The 15784-nt window shown below is 61.1% G+C and carries 15 protein-coding genes; 8 read left to right on the forward strand and 7 right to left on the reverse strand.

Annotation, left to right across the window (positions count from 1 at the left end; all coding sequences use genetic code 11):
- Nucleotides 1-233: 233 nt before the first annotated feature.
- Complete coding sequence (locus Q363_RS06055; RefSeq protein ID WP_035348658.1) at nucleotides 234-1841, forward strand: flavin monoamine oxidase family protein; 1608 nt, start codon at nucleotides 234-236, stop codon at nucleotides 1839-1841.
- Between the two features lie 80 nt (nucleotides 1842-1921).
- Here Q363_RS06055 and Q363_RS06060 read toward each other — a convergent pair whose 3' ends face one another.
- The 3 genes from Q363_RS06060 to cax all read right to left on the reverse strand — a co-directional run bounded on the left by Q363_RS06060 (nucleotide 1922) and on the right by cax (nucleotide 5964).
- Nucleotides 1922-3430, reverse strand: a complete 1509-nt coding sequence (locus tag Q363_RS06060) for an LssY C-terminal domain-containing protein (RefSeq protein WP_157466570.1) — start codon at nucleotides 3428-3430, stop codon at nucleotides 1922-1924.
- A 115-nt stretch (nucleotides 3431-3545) separates the two neighbouring features.
- Nucleotides 3546-4787 (reverse strand): beta propeller repeat protein, encoded by a 1242-nt coding sequence (locus Q363_RS06065; RefSeq protein WP_035348662.1) that lies wholly within the window; start codon nucleotides 4785-4787, stop codon nucleotides 3546-3548.
- A 100-nt stretch (nucleotides 4788-4887) separates the two neighbouring features.
- Entirely contained in the window at nucleotides 4888-5964 is a 1077-nt protein-coding gene (cax, locus tag Q363_RS06070) for a calcium/proton exchanger (protein ID WP_035348664.1), read from the reverse strand.
- A gap of 516 nt (nucleotides 5965-6480) precedes the next feature.
- On the opposite strand from cax, the gene Q363_RS35770 reads away from it, so the two are divergent.
- Nucleotides 6481-7275, forward strand: a complete 795-nt coding sequence (locus tag Q363_RS35770; RefSeq protein ID WP_051978444.1) for a DUF2490 domain-containing protein — start codon at nucleotides 6481-6483, stop codon at nucleotides 7273-7275.
- Nucleotides 7276-7588: 313 nt separating this feature from the next.
- Here Q363_RS35770 and coaD read toward each other — a convergent pair whose 3' ends face one another.
- Nucleotides 7589-8083: a pantetheine-phosphate adenylyltransferase gene (gene coaD, locus Q363_RS06080; protein WP_035348666.1), complete on the reverse strand. Its 495-nt coding sequence runs from the start codon at nucleotides 8081-8083 to the stop codon at nucleotides 7589-7591.
- A gap of 97 nt (nucleotides 8084-8180) precedes the next feature.
- Between coaD and Q363_RS06085 the strand changes: the two genes are divergently transcribed.
- Genes Q363_RS06085 through Q363_RS06095 form a run of 3 tightly spaced genes read left to right on the forward strand, consistent with a single transcriptional unit; the run spans nucleotide 8181 to nucleotide 10115 of the window.
- Complete coding sequence (locus Q363_RS06085; protein WP_035348668.1) at nucleotides 8181-8777, forward strand: RNA polymerase sigma factor; 597 nt, start codon at nucleotides 8181-8183, stop codon at nucleotides 8775-8777.
- Nucleotides 8774-9301 (forward strand): hypothetical protein, encoded by a 528-nt coding sequence (locus tag Q363_RS06090; RefSeq protein WP_035348670.1) that lies wholly within the window; start codon nucleotides 8774-8776, stop codon nucleotides 9299-9301. Before Q363_RS06085 ends, Q363_RS06090 begins: the two co-directional genes overlap by 4 nt.
- Before the next feature lies 1 nt (nucleotide 9302).
- Nucleotides 9303-10115 (forward strand): Spy/CpxP family protein refolding chaperone, encoded by an 813-nt coding sequence (locus Q363_RS06095; RefSeq protein WP_035348672.1) that lies wholly within the window; start codon nucleotides 9303-9305, stop codon nucleotides 10113-10115.
- A 97-nt stretch (nucleotides 10116-10212) separates the two neighbouring features.
- On the opposite strand, the gene recA is transcribed toward Q363_RS06095, so the two are convergent.
- Together recA and Q363_RS06105 are read right to left on the reverse strand one after the other, a co-directional pair.
- A complete protein-coding gene (gene recA, locus Q363_RS06100) occupies nucleotides 10213-11289 on the reverse strand; it encodes a recombinase RecA (protein WP_035348673.1) in 1077 nt (358 codons plus the stop codon).
- Nucleotides 11290-11394: 105 nt separating this feature from the next.
- Nucleotides 11395-12975, reverse strand: coding sequence for an FAD-dependent thymidylate synthase (locus Q363_RS06105; protein WP_051978445.1), 1581 nt, complete (start codon nucleotides 12973-12975; stop codon nucleotides 11395-11397).
- A 63-nt stretch (nucleotides 12976-13038) separates the two neighbouring features.
- Between Q363_RS06105 and fabG the strand changes: the two genes are divergently transcribed.
- From fabG to Q363_RS06120, 3 genes are all read left to right on the forward strand, one after another.
- Nucleotides 13039-13785, forward strand: a complete 747-nt coding sequence (gene fabG, locus Q363_RS06110; protein ID WP_035348674.1) for a 3-oxoacyl-[acyl-carrier-protein] reductase — start codon at nucleotides 13039-13041, stop codon at nucleotides 13783-13785.
- A 3-nt stretch (nucleotides 13786-13788) separates the two neighbouring features.
- Nucleotides 13789-14289: a GNAT family N-acetyltransferase gene (locus Q363_RS06115; protein ID WP_035348675.1), complete on the forward strand. Its 501-nt coding sequence runs from the start codon at nucleotides 13789-13791 to the stop codon at nucleotides 14287-14289.
- A gap of 238 nt (nucleotides 14290-14527) precedes the next feature.
- Nucleotides 14528-14875 carry a helix-turn-helix domain-containing protein gene (locus Q363_RS06120; protein ID WP_035348812.1) on the forward strand — a complete coding sequence of 116 codons (348 nt, stop codon included), beginning with the start codon at nucleotides 14528-14530 and terminating at the stop codon, nucleotides 14873-14875.
- An 88-nt stretch (nucleotides 14876-14963) separates the two neighbouring features.
- Here Q363_RS06120 and Q363_RS06125 read toward each other — a convergent pair whose 3' ends face one another.
- Nucleotides 14964-15779, reverse strand: coding sequence for a rhomboid family intramembrane serine protease (locus Q363_RS06125; protein WP_035348676.1), 816 nt, complete (start codon nucleotides 15777-15779; stop codon nucleotides 14964-14966).
- Nucleotides 15780-15784: the final 5 nt, after the last annotated feature.

The following is a 15784-nucleotide window of genomic DNA, read 5'->3' on the forward strand; positions in this document are numbered from 1 at the left end:
TCCGAGCGGAGCGCGCAGCGCGAAGTCGAGAGCTTGCCCTGAGCGAAGTCGAATGGGAACCCCTGTATTTTGCCCGAAGCGCCGCCATCTCTCGTCGAATACCGCCGATCTCTACGTGCCCCCACACAAAATCTCTACCCAACCATGACACCCCGGGGACATAATTAACCTTCCACTCTTCCATGCCGAAGAAGGGCCCCTCAAAAAATCACCACCCGTACGGAGCACACACCATGAGCTTCACTCGGCGCGCTTTCATCCAGCGCATGGCCCAGATCGGCGGATACTCCGCTGCCTTCTCGGCAATGCAGGCACTCGGCCTCCTCCCCGCTGCCATCGCCTCCACTCTCCCGCAGCTTCCCTCCGACTTCGGCAAAGGCAAAAAGGTCGTCATCCTCGGCGGCGGAATCGCCGGCCTCACCTCCGCTTACGAGCTCCGCAAAGCCGGCTTCGACTGCACCATCCTCGAGGCCCGCTCGCGCCCCGGCGGCCGCTGCTGGACCGTCCGCAACGGCTCCAAGGTCGAGCTCACCGACGGCACCACACAGGAGTGCAACTGGCAGAGCGGATACCTCAACCCCGGCCCCGCCCGCATCCCCTCCATCCACACCAACCTCCTCGGTTACTGCCAGGAACTTGGCGTTCCCCTCGAGGTCGAAGTCAACACCTCCCGTTCCGCCCTCATGCAGTCCCCCGCCGTCGAAGGCGGCAAACCCATCCAGCAGCGCCAGGTCGTGCACGATACCCGCGGCTACCTCGCCGAGCTCCTAACCAAGGCCATCAATAAGCACACCCTCGACGACGAGCTCTCCAAAGAGGACCTCTCCCTCCTCCGCGACTTCCTCTCCACCTTCGGCGACCTCAACCGCGACGGCAAGTACACCGGAACCATGCGCGCCGGCTTCGTCACCCCGCGCGGCGCAGGCCTCGCCCAGTACGTCATCCACAAGCCCCTGCCCTTCCACGATCTCCTCGCCGCCGACTTCACCTACGGCGAGTTCTACGAGGAGCAGATCGACTGGCAGGCCACCATGTTCCAGCCCATCGGCGGCATGGATCGCATCCCCTATGCCTTCGCCAAATCCCTCGAGCCGCTGATCCACTACAACTGCGTCGTCAGCGAGATCACCACCAGCGACAACAACGTCACCGTCGCCTACGACAAAGGCGGCGAAGGCCATGACAAGTCCGCAAAGACCATCACCGCCGACTTCTGCATCTGCACCATGCCCATCTCCGTTCTCTGCAACACAAAAAACAACTTCTCCCCAGCGACGAAGCAGGCCTTCATCGGCATGCCCATGACCGCTCTCTTCAAGATCGCCTGGGAGTCCCCACGCTTCTGGGAGAAGGAGAACAATATCTACGGCGGAATCTCCTTCCTCAACGACGACAAGATCAACCTCGTCTGGTACCCCACCGACAAGCTCTTCTCCCCCACCGGAGTCCTCGTCGCCGGCTTCGGCTCCGAGCGCGAAGACACCTCCGGCGGCGCCATGGGCGGAGCCTTCATCGGCAAGCCCACTCCCTTCGGAGCCCTGCGCACCGTCGAAGCCAAGTTCGAAGCCTCGCGCTCCGCCGTCGAGAAGCTTCACCCCGGCAAGTCTCAGCTCCTCGCCAAACCCATCTTCGTCCCCTGGAGCAGGGTTCCTTACTCGCTGGGCTGCTTCGCCAACATCTACCTCCCCAGCAGTCAGGCCCCCTACGCGCAACTCGACGAGCCGCAGGGCCGCACTTACTTCGCCGGAGACTACATCTCGCACCTCGTAGGCTGGCAGGAAGGAGCCATCCTCTCCGCCCACCACGCCATCGAACGCATCGCCAAACAGATCCAGGCCTAGGCTGTATCGACATTAAGCGAATCGACTAAGCTAATTGCTTCAAGCTCGGTTTATGTAGGAAGTGTCATCCTGAGCGGAGCCTATCGCGGTTCTATCGCGATTGGCTTAGTCGAAGGACCTGCGTTTGCTCGTTCCGCCAACAACCCCTGGCGCTGCACCGCCGGCCTGCGCAGTGCCGTCACCGTCATGCGTCCCACGTCGTAGACGCCATAGATCACATTGGCGCGCACGATGTCGTTGCGGAACGTAAGAATCTGCCGCCGGAAAAACCGGAAGACATGGTTGCTCGGCCTGTAGCTTCCGCTCGCCTTTGAGCTCAGCGGCAACTCCGTAGCCGTGCACGGCTGCAACCGAACCACAGCCACCGAGCCGTCCGTATGCATCGGATCGCCGACAGCGTTATGCGTCTCCGTCGGCACATCAGGCCGCGGCACAGAGCTCACCGAGCGCACACACCCCGCAAAGCCCAGATCGCGAATGATCATCGCCCGCTCCTCGTCGATCGCAGGCGCAATATGGTGCACAAAGCTCATGTGCTTCAACGCCAGCGCCGCCCCAGTATCGCGCGTCGACGAGCTCACCCACACCGCCTCGCCGCTCTCCGCCGGCACCCACTTCCATATGCGAAGATGATCGCGGCGGTCATAGCTGTTCAGGCTCTTCTGCAAGCTCATATCCTGAGGCCTGCCGTTCAGATAGAACGTCATCATCGGCTGTCGCGCGTAGCCGCTGTTATTCAGCAGCGCATACAGGCTCTTCATCGCCGTATGCCTCGACACAGGATCGGCATCGTCCCATCCCGCCGCACGAAACGCCGACCTCACCGCATCCTCCGGCCCCAGAAAAACCACGTTGATCAGATCCGCGTCCACATTCTTGCTCGTGGAAACGCGTGAAGGAAGCCCGCTCACCAGCCGTTCCAGCCGTTCCGACTCCTCCTTCACCACCGGCGAAGACTCACGCACCACCGCTGAAGGCTCACGCTCGCTGCTCGTTGCAATTGGCGGAACCGAGATCTCACTCGTCGTCCGCAGTCGAATATCCGTACCAACCGGATAGTAGATCTCAGGCTCCGGAAAGATCGGAAACACCGCCTTGTACGCGATCAGCACCGGATCCGAGTAAGGATTCCACGTCGGCAGATGGATCAACCGGCTGTTGATGCGCCCCTGAAACGTATCCGAGCTCCGTATCCCCTGGATCACTCCCTTGCGCACCAGCTCCCGTGCATTCTCCACCTCTTCCACCCGCGCCGTAAACTCGACCGGCACACCGGAGCCGCTGTCACCGCGTTCGAACTCCAGCTCCAACGCCGCCGTCTCGTGCCGAATCCCCAACCCAACCTTGCGCTTGCTCCGAACCACTCCATCCACGCCCGAGCCCATCGGTAACACGACTTCGTTCTCGCACACCAAGTCTCGCGTCACCACCGCATGAACCTGGTCCCCTGCCTTCGCCGTATACGTCGAGACCGGAGCCGTCAGCCGCACCCACAGCGTCTGTCCTGCCGGAAGCTGATCGCACGCAAAAGCCACCCGCGCAGCACACACCATCCACAACCATACGAGCCCACGTCTTTGGCAGAACATGGTTCTCATCACAGAGGGGGACGATCCCTGCACCTAACAATAGCAAACGGTCAGGCCCTCTTCGCACCAATCTCGCACCAGATGTAACAAAATCAAGTACAACCTTCCCACATCCCTACCGCCCACGCCGCTTCAGCCGAGGCTCACACACATCCGAAAACGGATTCACCAGAAACGTCCCCGGCATCCCCGATACAATCACCGTCCCATCCGCATTGAAGTGCGCCGACCGATACTCCCCATCCGGAAGATCGTTCAGCCTTCTCCAACTCTGCCCGCTGTCCTCGCTCACGTACACGCCCGTGATCGCGGTCACCACCAACCTCTGCGGCCGCCGCGCATCCACCTCAATCCCATACGCCCGAATGTTCGACCCCGCCTCATCCGACATCCGATGCAGCAGAAACTTCGCATTCGTCACTCGCCTCACCATCCCCGGCCCCACTGGGTTATACACTCCCCAGCACGCCGCCAGGTGCAGCCCGCCCACCACCGTCATCCCATGGATCGCCGAGTCCGGCCCCACCCCATCCACTCTGCTCCATCCCATCGTGCGAAGGTTCAGCAAAAATACCTGGTCTCCCGTCCCCAAATATAGAAAGCGCGGCTGCGCATTCTTCGGATCGTCAAACTGCGCCGTCAGCAGATCCATCTCCGTCGGCAGATTCCCAATCTGCCCATCCTCAATCCACGACCCATCCGCCCCTCTGCGATACCGAAACAGCAGCGGCGACCGGTCGAAGTACCCATACCCGATAATCAGCCGGCTCTCATCCGCCGTCATCTCCACCACATTCGCCCTCACCGGCTCCCCCGGCTTCTTTGTAATCTGCACCTTCGGTGGAGTATCCGGAACCACAGGCCCCGCAATGGGCTTCACCATCGCGTTCCCGCTCGGCTGCGGAAACACCTGGAACGCCCCCCGCTGCGTCGTGATCACAAAATACTTCCCACCCGGGGCCACAATAAAACCATTCCTCAGCCCCTCCCCAATCCTCGCATCGAAGTACCTCGAGTCCACCCGCGCCACCTGCGTCCACATCGCGCCGCCATCCTCCGACCGCGAGATATACATCGCCCTGCTCGCAGCCGGAACCGCCTCACTCAGATCCGCCGTCAGCCCCCACACCACGTCCCCATCGCCCGCCATCGCCTCGATAAAATCCCCCGCATACCCATGGCTCCCCGGGAGGCTCGTCACCCGGTGAACACGACAGCTCTCCAGGTCTCTCCTCGCGCCATCGTCCGATCCCGCACCACCTTGACCCCACGCCCCCATCGTGGCCGCGACAACGCACACAACCAGCGCCAGCCTCTTCCACCCGACACCCCCGCGACCAATGTGCATGACTGCCATGACCGGAACACCCCCACTCCGCTCGAGCACTCACCTCAAATCTACTGCGATGCGCGTTTATTGCAAGGTTTGCAAATACAGCAGCTCGCTCTACCCCCACCTACGTGCGGACAGAGGAGAAGTCCGGCAAAAAGAAAAAGACAATCGCCAGGATGACATAGACGGCCAACAACTGCACTCCTTCAAGCCAGTTTGTCTCTCCGTCCGACGCAACCTGGCCCGTGATCAGGATCGAAAGAAAGATCGCCAATACCTCCGCAGGAGTGAATGCGAGGTCCATCGGTTGCGGCCCGATAAAGCGACTCAAAATCACAAGCAGCGGTGCTACGAGCAACGCGATTTGAATGCTGCTTCCCACCGCGATGCCGAACGATAGCTCCATCTTGTCTTTCATTGCTGCGAACACCGCAGTGCTATGCTCCGCCGCATTGCCAATGATGGCCACGACGATCACGCCGACGAAGACCTGTGTCATTCCAAATGCAGCGGCAGCCTGCTGTACCGATCCAACTAAAATCTCGCTGATCCACGCAATCAGCGCCGTAGCGACAGCCAGCGTAATCACGGATCGGACCAGACTGACGGGCTTTTCCTCGTGCTCCGTCGAGTCCGCACCTCCACCCTGAAATAAAGACTTGTGCGTGTAAAGGGAAAAGATCAGGTGCGCCACATACGTCAGAAGAAGAACGATCGCAATGTCGAGGCCCAGCCGGTTCTCCAGTTGGTGCGGCCCATAGTTTTTCAAATGATGAAAGGCTGCCGGAACGATGAGCCCGACCGCGGCCAGCGTAAGCAGTATCGCCTGTGCACTGGCCGCAGTCGGATTGAACCTCTGAGACTTATAGCGCAACCCTCCGGCAAAGGCAGACAACCCAAATACCAGAAGAACATTGCCAATGATCGATCCCGTCAGAGATGCCTTCACCACATCGTAAAGGCCCCTCTGCAGAGCGGCGATCGCGATGATCAACTCGGCTGCATTGCCGAACGTTGCGTTCAACAAACCGCCGATCCCCTCCCCTAACCGGTGAGCGATCTGCTCTGTCGCACGCCCCAGTATTCCTGCAAGAGGAACAATCGACAGACACGCTGTTATGAAAATGTAGGTGTGGGCCTCTGGCCGAAGCAGTTCAAGCCCGATCGTGATCGGTACAAAGACAAGCAGCCATTTGAGCATAAAGGTCTACTAAAAATAGCCTCTACCCTCCCGGGATGCAACAAAGCGGCCCTTGGGACAGCTCAACGTCCCTCAACAATTGAGGCGATCTAACGCCATCAATCGGCTGTCTCACCGGCTTCCGGTTAGCCGACGATGCAGAAGTAACGTTGTTGATCAACACCAGCCGTGCCCACCAGTGACACCGGATCACTCGGCTGCATCCATATAGCATCGACTCCAGTAATTCCCCGAGGAAAAACTTCTGCCCCACCTTGGCTCCATTGACACAGGGTTGTCCCCACCGCTTCCACACCTGCGCCCTCCAGCTAAAACGCCGAGTTCAACTGCGAGTACGCCAGGAAGGGCACATCCAACAGCGATATTCCATCCATCTCCGGAACCCCGCAACGCATCTTGTGGAGTGCACCCAGACTGAAACACGATCCAGTGGAATCCAACCATCGGTTTTCTTGAAAGGAGCAATCTAACCTTTGAGGGGCCTATCAACGAACTGCCTTACGGAGATGTCGTGTCTTGGTAAAACTTTTTTGGAGTCTTGCAGCCGTCTTATTTGCTTCCTCTCCCGAGCTTGGCTTTGCACAGAGCACACCTCCGCTTCGCGGTGCTGAAAAGTCTTCCTGGTACATGTATTTTGGAGATCATCCCGTCACAAAAAACTATGGTATTCACCTGGAGGCACAGTATCGTGCGCAAGGTGTTGGACAAGAACCAACTCAGCTCCTGTTGCGTCCCGGCATTGTCCGGTACTTTCCGAAAAACATCGTGGTCTCTGTGCTATATGCGTATGTGCGCGACTACCCTTTCCAGGGTGGACCACTTGCGGACAGTCGACGCACCGGGCCTCAACCGGAGCAGCGGTTAGCGGAGGAGTTTCGCTGGACACACACACTAGCGAATTATTCAGGCAAGCGGGCAACGGCGCAGCATCGATTTCGACTGGAGCAGCGTTGGCTTGGTCAGAGTAGCGAAGGACAGGGTGTATACGATTGGCATTTCGGCGAGCGTGCGCGATATCGCCTCTATACGCAGTTCCCACTGCCTTTCAACACGAAGGATGCCCGGCCAGACTATTTTGCGGCATATGACGAGGTGCTGGTTCGTTTCGGACCTCATGGTGGGACATCTGCACTCGATCAGAACCGGACGTACGGTGCCTTGGGGTGGAAACTTTCACCTGAATTCAATCTTGAAATCGGATACCTCCATCAATACCTTCCGAGGTCGAATGGATTCGTTGGCGAACATAACAACGCTTTTCAGTTTTCCATAGCCTCTATCGCGCCGCTACGGAAGTTATTTGGTCGATAAGAGGTGTAAACCCGCAAAATGCTGTGAGACAACCGCACTAACAACCCAAATCTGCAACAACCCAAATCTGCAACAACCCAAATCTGCCCCAAAATCGCGTGTCAAGCCCCAATATGAGCTATCTTAAACAAAACAAACGTTTTGCGCGTTGCCGATTAATTACCTGCAGTTCGCTACAATTAAATCAGCGTCGAAAGTCTTGAGCCGCCAGCCCGGGTTCCAACCCTCAGTCAAAGACCGGAAAACCGAAGTACCAACCTAAGTCTTCTTTTTCGAATACTTTGCACAAAAAGGCACGGGGGGGGAAGGGTACCTAGACCCGGCTCGGCACTTTGGCCTTCAGCCGCTCCACCACCAGCGGAGGAACCAGCGCCGAGACGTCGCCGCCCAGCTGAAAGACACCCTTGATCAGCCGCGAGCTGACATATGTGTACTTCTCCGCCGGCATCATGAACAGCGTCTCCAGCTCCGGGTCCAGCTTCCGGTTCATCATCGCCATCTGGAACTCGTACTCGTAGTCCGAAATCGCCCGTATGCCGCGCAGAACCGCCTTCGCACCCTGCTCCCGGGCAAAATCGACCAGCAGCCCGTCGAAGGTCGTAACCGAAACGTTCCCGAAACCCCGGGTGGCCTCGGTGATCATCTCCACCCGCTCCGGAACCGTGAACAGCGGCGCGCCTTTCTCCGAGTTGCGCAGGATCGCCACCACCAGGTGGTCCACAATCTTCGCGCCCCGCGCGATCAGGTCCAAATGCCCGTTCGTCAGAGGGTCGAACGTCCCCGGATAGATTGCCTTGACCGTATGCATCCCAATTGCAGCATACCTGCACCGTCGAAAATAATCTCTACGGCTGTAGTCCTACCCCGCCCAAACCCGTCTGTCTGGTTAGCCGGAACCGAAAAGCATGTCCACCGACGCCATCACACCGAACCTCATCCCCGACATGCAATCCACCGCGGCAGCGACCCCCTTCGACGACCTCGACGGCATCGTCGCCACCCACCAGCAGCGCATCTTCCGCTTCCTCCTCACCAGCCTCCGCGAGCCCGACATCGCCCACACCCTCACCCAGGAGACCTTCCTCCGCGCCTGGAGCACCCGCGCCTCCTTCCGCGGCGACTGCTCCATCGCCACCTGGCTCACCCGCATCGCCCTCAACCTCCTCCGCGACCACACCCGCACCCAGCGCTTCCGCTTCTGGCGCCGCGCCTCCGCCTCCTCCGTCGACGCCACCGAGATCGCCGCCTTCCTCCCACACCGCGACTCTCCCCTCGAATCCCGCCTCATCGCCTCCGAACAGATGACCCTCATCTGGCAGACCGTCGGCAGCCTCTCCGACCGCCAGCGCACCGTCTTCCTCCTCCGCTTCGTCGACGAGATGGAGCTCCCCGAGATCGCCGCCGCCACCGGCCTCCCTCTCAGCACCGTCAAGAGCCACCTCTACCGCGCCCTGGCCGCCATCCGCACGCGCCACGCCGCATCCACAAGGAAAACCCCGTGACTCCACACCTCACCCACGAACAGCTCTCGGACCTCATCCTCACCCAACCGACCGCGGACTTCCACGAGGCCGGCCGCCTCGATATGCTGCGGGACCACCTCCGCAGCTGCGAGCGCTGCTCCTCCGACCTCGCCCAACTCCGGGACTCGCTGGCAGCCTTCCGCTCCACCGCCGACGGCTGGGCCACCAGCGAGTGGAGCCGCCCGCGCACCAGCCAGCTGCTGCTCTCCACTCCGCCCCGTGCAGGCCTCTGGGGGAGCCTCCCCCTGCCCGCCCTCTGGGCCGCCGCAGCCACACTCGTCGTCGCCATCACCCTTCCGCTCGCACTGCACCACGACTCCCCGGCCACCCCAAAGACCCCGGCGGCCACCGTCACCCCCCAGCCCCAAAGCAGCCAGTCCGACGAAGCTCTTCTAGAAGAGATCGACGAGACGCTCTCCTCCTCAATCCCCTCCCCGATGCAGCCGCTCGACGACCCCACGGCCGGCCGGCACAACCAGCTCAACGATCAAAGGAAGAACTGACATGACACGACACCATCTCCTCACTCTGGCCTCTCTCTCTCTTCTGTGCACCTCCTCCGCCCTGGCTCAAACAACCTCCACGGCCCCCGCGCCTCCGCCACCACCGGACGGCCCGGCTCCAAGGGCACATGCCAAGACCGTCCGCGACGTCCAGTACCGCGTCGTCACCCCCGGTGTCCCGGGGTCGCGCGCCGATCTCCGCATCGCGCCTCCCGGCATCTGGTGGAAGAATCCTGACATCATCCAGAAGCTCTCCCTTACCGCCGACCAGCAGAAGCGCATGGACGACATCTTTCAGCAGAGCCGCATCCAGTTGATCGACTTGAAGGCCAACGTCGAAAAGCAAGAAGTCATGCTCGAACCCATGCTCTCGGCCAATCCTCCCGACACTAACAAGGTCCTCGCACAGATCGACCACGTCGCCAGCGCCCGCGCCGAACTTGAGAAGGCAAACGCCCGCATGCTCCTCGGCATCCGCGGCGTTCTCTCCGCCGATCAGTGGACCAAGCTCCAGGCCGAGCAGCGCGAGAATCGCCGCATGATGTTCAAGTTCCAGCCCGGACCCGGGGGGCCCGGAGGACCTGGAGGACCGGACATGATGTTCAAAGGTCCGAAAGGCCCCGGCGGCCCCGAGAGCTTCAGGGGACCGGGACTTTCCATAGAGCGCGGGCTCTCCGTCGGACCTCATGGCCCGCTCAGTATGCTTGAACTTCCTCCGCTGCCTTCAGGCGACTCCATCGGAGTCTTCAGCGAAGAGCCGGGCGTGACCATCGACCTTCTGGACTCCGCTCCCGACGACGACCTCGATCTCTAGAAAGCGGCTCAACGGAGCCGGAGTAATCTGCCTGAAATCAGAAAGCCACTCACCGCGAGGCGAGTGGCTTTCTATATTTATTTCGAATCCAGAAGGTCTACGAACGGCGGCTCTTGACGGCCTCGGTGGCCGCAGCGGCTCCGTTCACCGGCACCGCCGGAACCTCGGGAGTTCCGTCGCTGGCCCCGATCCCGAGCTTCTTACGAAGCTCCGCATCGATGCGGCCGAAGGTGTCCTTGTTCTCTTTCAGGAAGTTGCGAACGTTCTCGCGCCCCTGGCCGATGCGCTCGCCCGAGTAGCTGTACCACGCACCGCTCTTCTCGACGATGTTGTGCAGCACCGCGAGGTCCAGCACATCACCCTCGCGCGAGATGCCCTCGCCGTACAGGATGTCGAACTCGGCCTCGCGGAAGGGCGCGGCCACCTTGTTCTTGACGATCTTGGTCTTGGTGCGCGAGCCCACCACGACTTCGCCGTCCTTCACCGCGCCAATGCGACGGATGTCGATGCGCACCGAGGAGTAGAACTTCAGCGCGCGGCCGCCGGTCGTCGTCTCCGGGTTGCCGAACATGACGCCGATCTTGTCGCGAATTTGATTGATAAAGATCAGGCAGGTGCGCGACTTCGCCACCGTTCCCGTCAGCTTCCTCAACGCCTGGCTCATCAAACGAGCCTGCAAACCCATGTGCGAGTCGCCCATCTCGCCGTCGATCTCGGCCTTCGGCACCAGCGCCGCCACCGAGTCGACCACCAGCACGTCGATCGCACCCGACTTCACCAGAGCATCCACAATCTCCAGCGCCTGTTCGCCGTAGTCCGGCTGGCTCACCAGCAGGTTGTCCACGTCGACGCCCAGCTTCTTCGCATACGCCGGATCGAGCGCATGTTCGGCGTCCACAAACGCCGCCAGTCCGCCCGCCTTCTGCGCCTCGGCGATGATCTGCAGCGTAATCGTCGTCTTACCCGATGACTCCGGCCCGAAGATCTCGACCACGCGTCCGCGCGGAACGCCACCGACTCCAAGCGCCGCGTCAAACGAGATCGAACCAGTGGAGATGACTGAGATCGGGACAATCGCCTCCTTGGCTCCGAGCCTCATAATCGAGCCCTTGCCGAACTGCTTCTCAAGCTGTGAAAGCGCTGTCTCTATCGCCTTATTACGGTCATCTGCCACGAAAACTCTCCTCTGGTGGTAACGTCAAAGCGGATTCTAGCATTTAAATGCGGGATAGCAAAGAAAAAGCGAATACAACTACGGTCGCCGGATCTATCGGCCAGCTTAGCGTTTGAGAAGATCCACCGGCTGGTTCACATCCTCGATGCGGAAGTGCGAGGCCAGCGCCGGATGCCTCTCCGCCACCGTCCTATACATCTCCCACGCCACGCGGCGATAGCTGAAGTGTCCAGCAACGCCCGAGCGCAGCTCGGAGATGTAGAGCGCCTCGGCAAAGTCCATCTTGAACATCGCGCGGCAGCGCGTTCCCAGCGGAAGCAGATACTGCGCCGACTGCTCAGCCTCGGGAACGCCTGAGTCGCGGAGCGCCCGATAGGCTGCGAACGCCGCGTCCATGGCTGCCTTGTACTCGCCTTCGAGGTTGGCTTCGGCGAGCGTCGGCTGGCCCGGGCAGGTTGGTTCGTCGTAGCCATGCGCGTCGGTGAAGCCCTGCAGAAGCTGCACGCAGCGGCGGTGGCGGTGCATGTCGCGGAAGCCGCCGATGTCCATCAGGATGTCGAAGCGGAAGCCCTGGCCGGCGCTGAAGCTGCGTAGAAGCTCGTCGTGGCGTCCGCGATGCTTCGTTCCCAGCGCGATCAGGTCGTCGCGCCGCGCCGCCGTCAGCGCAGCCACGTTCGCGCGAACCTGACGGTACGAGTAGTGGCAGTGCGGATAGAGCAGCGAGGTTGCCAGCTCCACCTCGAGCGACTCGGTGTCGTCGAGCAGATCGACGACTGGAGCGGGATCGATCGGCTGACCAGCCATCAGCTCCGCAGCCGCAGCGGTTAGCTCCCTGCGGCTCTCCGCAAGGTAAGGGTTCGGTGACGCGTACTTCACCAGCGTCGGCGCTGTCGCCACGGGACGCATCAGCAGCTCGGTTACGCGCGCGGCGCAGTTTCCATCGACCGAGCCGATCTCCTCGCAAAGCACCTTCGCATCCATCTGATGCACGTTCCACGCGGGCTCGGTTGCGGCGCGACGAAGCTTCTCGGCGATCTGCCGTACTTCGGCAAAGGGGCTGGTGAGCAGCCGCGAGACCTGCGTCTCCAGCGTGCGCGCGTTGACGATCTGGCCGAGCGAAGTGTTAGTCGCCAACGGAAGCAGATAGCGCGCGACATCGAAGGCGCGCGCCTTGAGCGTGCGCTCGTACGCCTCGGGCTTCATCTCCTCGGGACGCGGAATCGCCGCCTTCAGGCCGTCGAGCATCCCGACGCCGATGCGCTGGTAGGCCTTGAAGAGCGCCTCGACGGCCGCGGTAAACGCAGCAGTCTGCGGGCCTAGATCGGGCGTGTACCAGCCTGAACGGCGGAAGTCCTGGTAGCGCGTCGAGCGCTCCTGACCGTCCCAGCGCTGCTCGTCGACCAGCTCGATGGCGGCCAGCAGGCTCAGCCGCTCGATGGCAAACGGAATGTGCGCGAGGTCGGCGATAGAGCGATGACCGTACTGGAAATAAAAGGTGTTGAGGAACTGCTCGGCGCGCTGCGAGCTGATCTCCGTCAGCGACTCCTTCATGCTCAGCGCAGAGCGGGAGTACTTGGCCATCGCGTACGCAAGGACCTCGGGGTCGGCTCCGTGAATGGCATAGACATCGGTTTCGCTGGGTGCTGGATTGCCTGCAGAAGGGAGATTCTTCGGATCGCCTGACATGGTGAGACTCAGAATACGTCATCGCGCTTCGTATAATGCGAATGGTTGACTTAACGGAGGTACATGAGCACTCTCAACGGTCGTATCGCATTGGTAACAGGAGCTTCGCAGGGCATCGGGCGCGCCTGCGCACTTGAGCTGGCCCGCCGCGGCGCCCAGGTCGCACTTGCTGCACGCAACGCAGACAAACTCGCCGAGGTTGCCCAGGAGATTACAGCCGCCGGTGGAACCGCCAAGGCCTACATCCTCGACATCTCCAGCGAAGAGTCCATCAAGGCCGGAGCCAAGGCTGTCCTCGCCGACTTCGGCAAGGTCGAGATCCTCGTCAACAACGCCGGAATCACCCGCGACATCCTCTCCATGCGCATGAAGCGCGCCGACTGGGACAGCGTCCTCACCACCAACCTCACCGGGGCCTTTCTGCTCACGCAGGCCGTCATGTCGGCCATGGTCAAGAACCGCTGGGGCCGCATCATCAACATCACCTCGGTCGTAGGCGAGACCGGCCAGGCGGGCCAGGCTAACTACGCCGCCTCCAAGGCCGGCCTCATCGGCCTCACCAAGTCGCTCGCCCGCGAGCTCGCCAGCCGGACCATCACCGTCAACGCCGTCGCCCCCGGCTACATCGAGACCGCGATGACCTCCGTCCTTACCGACGACCAGAAGAAGGCAAATTTCCAGTACATTCCGCTGGGCCGCGTCGGGACCGACCTCGACGTCGCCCACGCCGTCGCCTTCCTCGCCTCCGAGGAAGCCAGCTACATCACCGGTCACACGCTCGACGTGAACGGCGGAATGTACATGGGCTGAGCCATGCCGCAGATCGTCATCAGGCAGGCCACAGGCGAGCAGGACATCGCCACGGTGCGCCGCCTGATGCGCGAGTACAGCGAGCACCTCGCCAGCAATCGCTCCGGTGCAGCAAGCATCTGCCTGACCAACTACGAGAGCGAACTCGCGAAGCTCCCTGAGGGCTATCTCACGATTCTCCTGGCAGAGGTCGATGGCGCCTCCGCAGGCTGTGTCGCCATACGACAGATCATCCGGACCGAGCGCGCCTGCGAGATGAAGCGCCTATGGGTCGGCAACGGCTTCCGCGGCCTCGGTCTGGGACGGAGCCTCATCGAACGCTCGCTCGCATGGGCGACGGAAGCTGGATTCGAAGCGATGTACCTCGATACCGTTCCCGCTGCCATGCCCGAGGCAAACCGCCTCTACGCCAGCTACGGTTTCGTTCCCGTCGACCGATACAACGACAACGATGTCGCCGGGGTGCAGTTCTTCTGCAAATCATTGAAAGATAAGAACGTCTGATAACGCCTGAAAGTTTGTTGTTGTATTTGGTTCCTTTCTGGCGCGGGGTTCAAGTAAGGGTTAAGGTTTCGCCGTGTAACCGGCTCTGGATGAACCTCGGCTGGTACGGACTTTCTGCCCTGACCGAAGATAGGGATTGACCAAGTGATGGCGTGTGTTTACTTTGTGGCTAATGGCCGACATGCAAACACTTCCTTCCGAGATGGAGAACGAGTCCAGAGAGGCTCTTTCAATTGCAATGAACATTGGAAACACGATCCGGGGCTACCGGCTGCAGAAAGGAATGTCGCAGGGCGACATCGAGAAGCGGACCGGATTGCTGCGCTGCTACCTCTCGCGGGTGGAGAACGGCCACACGGTTCCCTCACTCGAGACGCTGCAGAAGATCGCCCGCGCTCTGGATCTCCAGTTGGCCGAGTTCTTCGCCGAAGAGATTGTCAGCAAGGAGATGTCATCGCTGCACCTCGGCGAGGATGAGATCCGCTTCCTGACGCAGGTACAGCGCTACTCGGCGCACCTGGGAGAGAGCGACCGTCGGCTGCTGCTGGCGATGGTGAGGAAGTTCGCCCAGACGACCCTAAGTTAGTGGTTATTGATTAGTGGTTCGTGATTAGAGGACGGAAGGCCGTCGGCCTTCCGTCCTCTCTTTGCGTCCGCTATTCCCTACCCCTGTCTTACCTGAGATTGGCGATCCAGTAGCCGAAGAGGGCCAGGATGAAGGCGGCTCCGGCGAAGGTGAGCTTCTGCCGTTCTAGATATCGGGTCCGGCCGCTGGTCATGCGTGGAACCAGAGGAACCCCGAGAGCCAGGCCGGAGAGAAAGCCGCCGACGTGAGCCGAGTTGTCGATACGAATCACGGGTAGGATGACGGTTCCGAGGCCAATGATGAGGTTGAGGCCGGCGAACTGGATGACCGAACGGCGCAGGCGGTGAAGCTCAAAGGACGGAATGGGAAGCTTCTTGTTGGAGAGCAGGACGATGAGGATACCTGCAATCCCGAAGACGGCGCCTGATGCTCCGGCCCCGACCGAGACAAAGTCACGCATGAGGATGTTGACCAGGAGACTGAGCAGGTTGCCGGCGACTCCGGTGAGGAGGTAGACGGCGATCATTCCCAGCGGGCCGAGCAGTGGCTCTCCGAGGAGGCCGAGGTTCCAGAGGCACCACATGTTGGTCGCGATGTGGATGAGTCCGACGTGAACAAAAGTGGCGGTGAGCAGCCGGTACCACTGCCCATGCAGGATGAGCCAGGCGTTGGCCGCTCCGAAGTGCCTGAGCTGGTCGACGGTTGGATCGCTGGGGGAGACACCGTGGAGGACCATCCAGACGAAGACGGCGCAGTTGATTCCGACCAGCACGTAGGTTCCCGGCGCCGAGAGGATGCTGCGCGGTCTGCGACGCGGCGGAGGCGGCGGCTCGGCGACATAAGCGCCCGGTGGATCGACTGGCGGAAGGAGTTCGCCTTCCGGCTGAGAAGAAGAAGATGACATGATGG

The sequence above is a fragment of the Edaphobacter aggregans DSM 19364 genome (genome assembly GCF_000745965.1).
Lineage (GTDB): Bacteria > Acidobacteriota > Terriglobia > Terriglobales > Acidobacteriaceae > Edaphobacter > Edaphobacter aggregans.

Bases quoted from the DNA above. Each gene is read 5' to 3' on its own strand.
- Q363_RS06055 (WP_035348658.1), top strand. From the start codon at position 234: ATGAGCTTCACTCGGCGCGCTTTCATCCAGCGCATGGCCCAGATCGGC.
- Q363_RS06060 (WP_157466570.1), bottom strand. From the start codon at position 3,430: ATGTTCTGCCAAAGACGTGGGCTCGTATGGTTGTGGATGGTGTGTGCT.
- Q363_RS06065 (WP_035348662.1), bottom strand. From the start codon at position 4,787: ATGGCAGTCATGCACATTGGTCGCGGGGGTGTCGGGTGGAAGAGGCTG.
- cax (WP_035348664.1), bottom strand. From the start codon at position 5,964: ATGCTCAAATGGCTGCTTGTCTTTGTACCGATCACGATCGGGCTTGAA.
- coaD (WP_035348666.1), bottom strand. From the start codon at position 8,083: ATGCATACGGTCAAGGCAATCTATCCGGGGACGTTCGACCCTCTGACG.
- Q363_RS06085 (WP_035348668.1), top strand. From the start codon at position 8,181: ATGTCCACCGACGCCATCACACCGAACCTCATCCCCGACATGCAATCC.
- Q363_RS06095 (WP_035348672.1), top strand. From the start codon at position 9,303: ATGACACGACACCATCTCCTCACTCTGGCCTCTCTCTCTCTTCTGTGC.
- Q363_RS06105 (WP_051978445.1), bottom strand. From the start codon at position 12,975: ATGTCAGGCGATCCGAAGAATCTCCCTTCTGCAGGCAATCCAGCACCC.
- fabG (WP_035348674.1), top strand. From the start codon at position 13,039: ATGAGCACTCTCAACGGTCGTATCGCATTGGTAACAGGAGCTTCGCAG.
- Q363_RS06115 (WP_035348675.1), top strand. From the start codon at position 13,789: ATGCCGCAGATCGTCATCAGGCAGGCCACAGGCGAGCAGGACATCGCC.
- Q363_RS06120 (WP_035348812.1), top strand. From the start codon at position 14,528: ATGAACATTGGAAACACGATCCGGGGCTACCGGCTGCAGAAAGGAATG.
- Q363_RS06125 (WP_035348676.1), bottom strand. From the start codon at position 15,779: ATGTCATCTTCTTCTTCTCAGCCGGAAGGCGAACTCCTTCCGCCAGTC.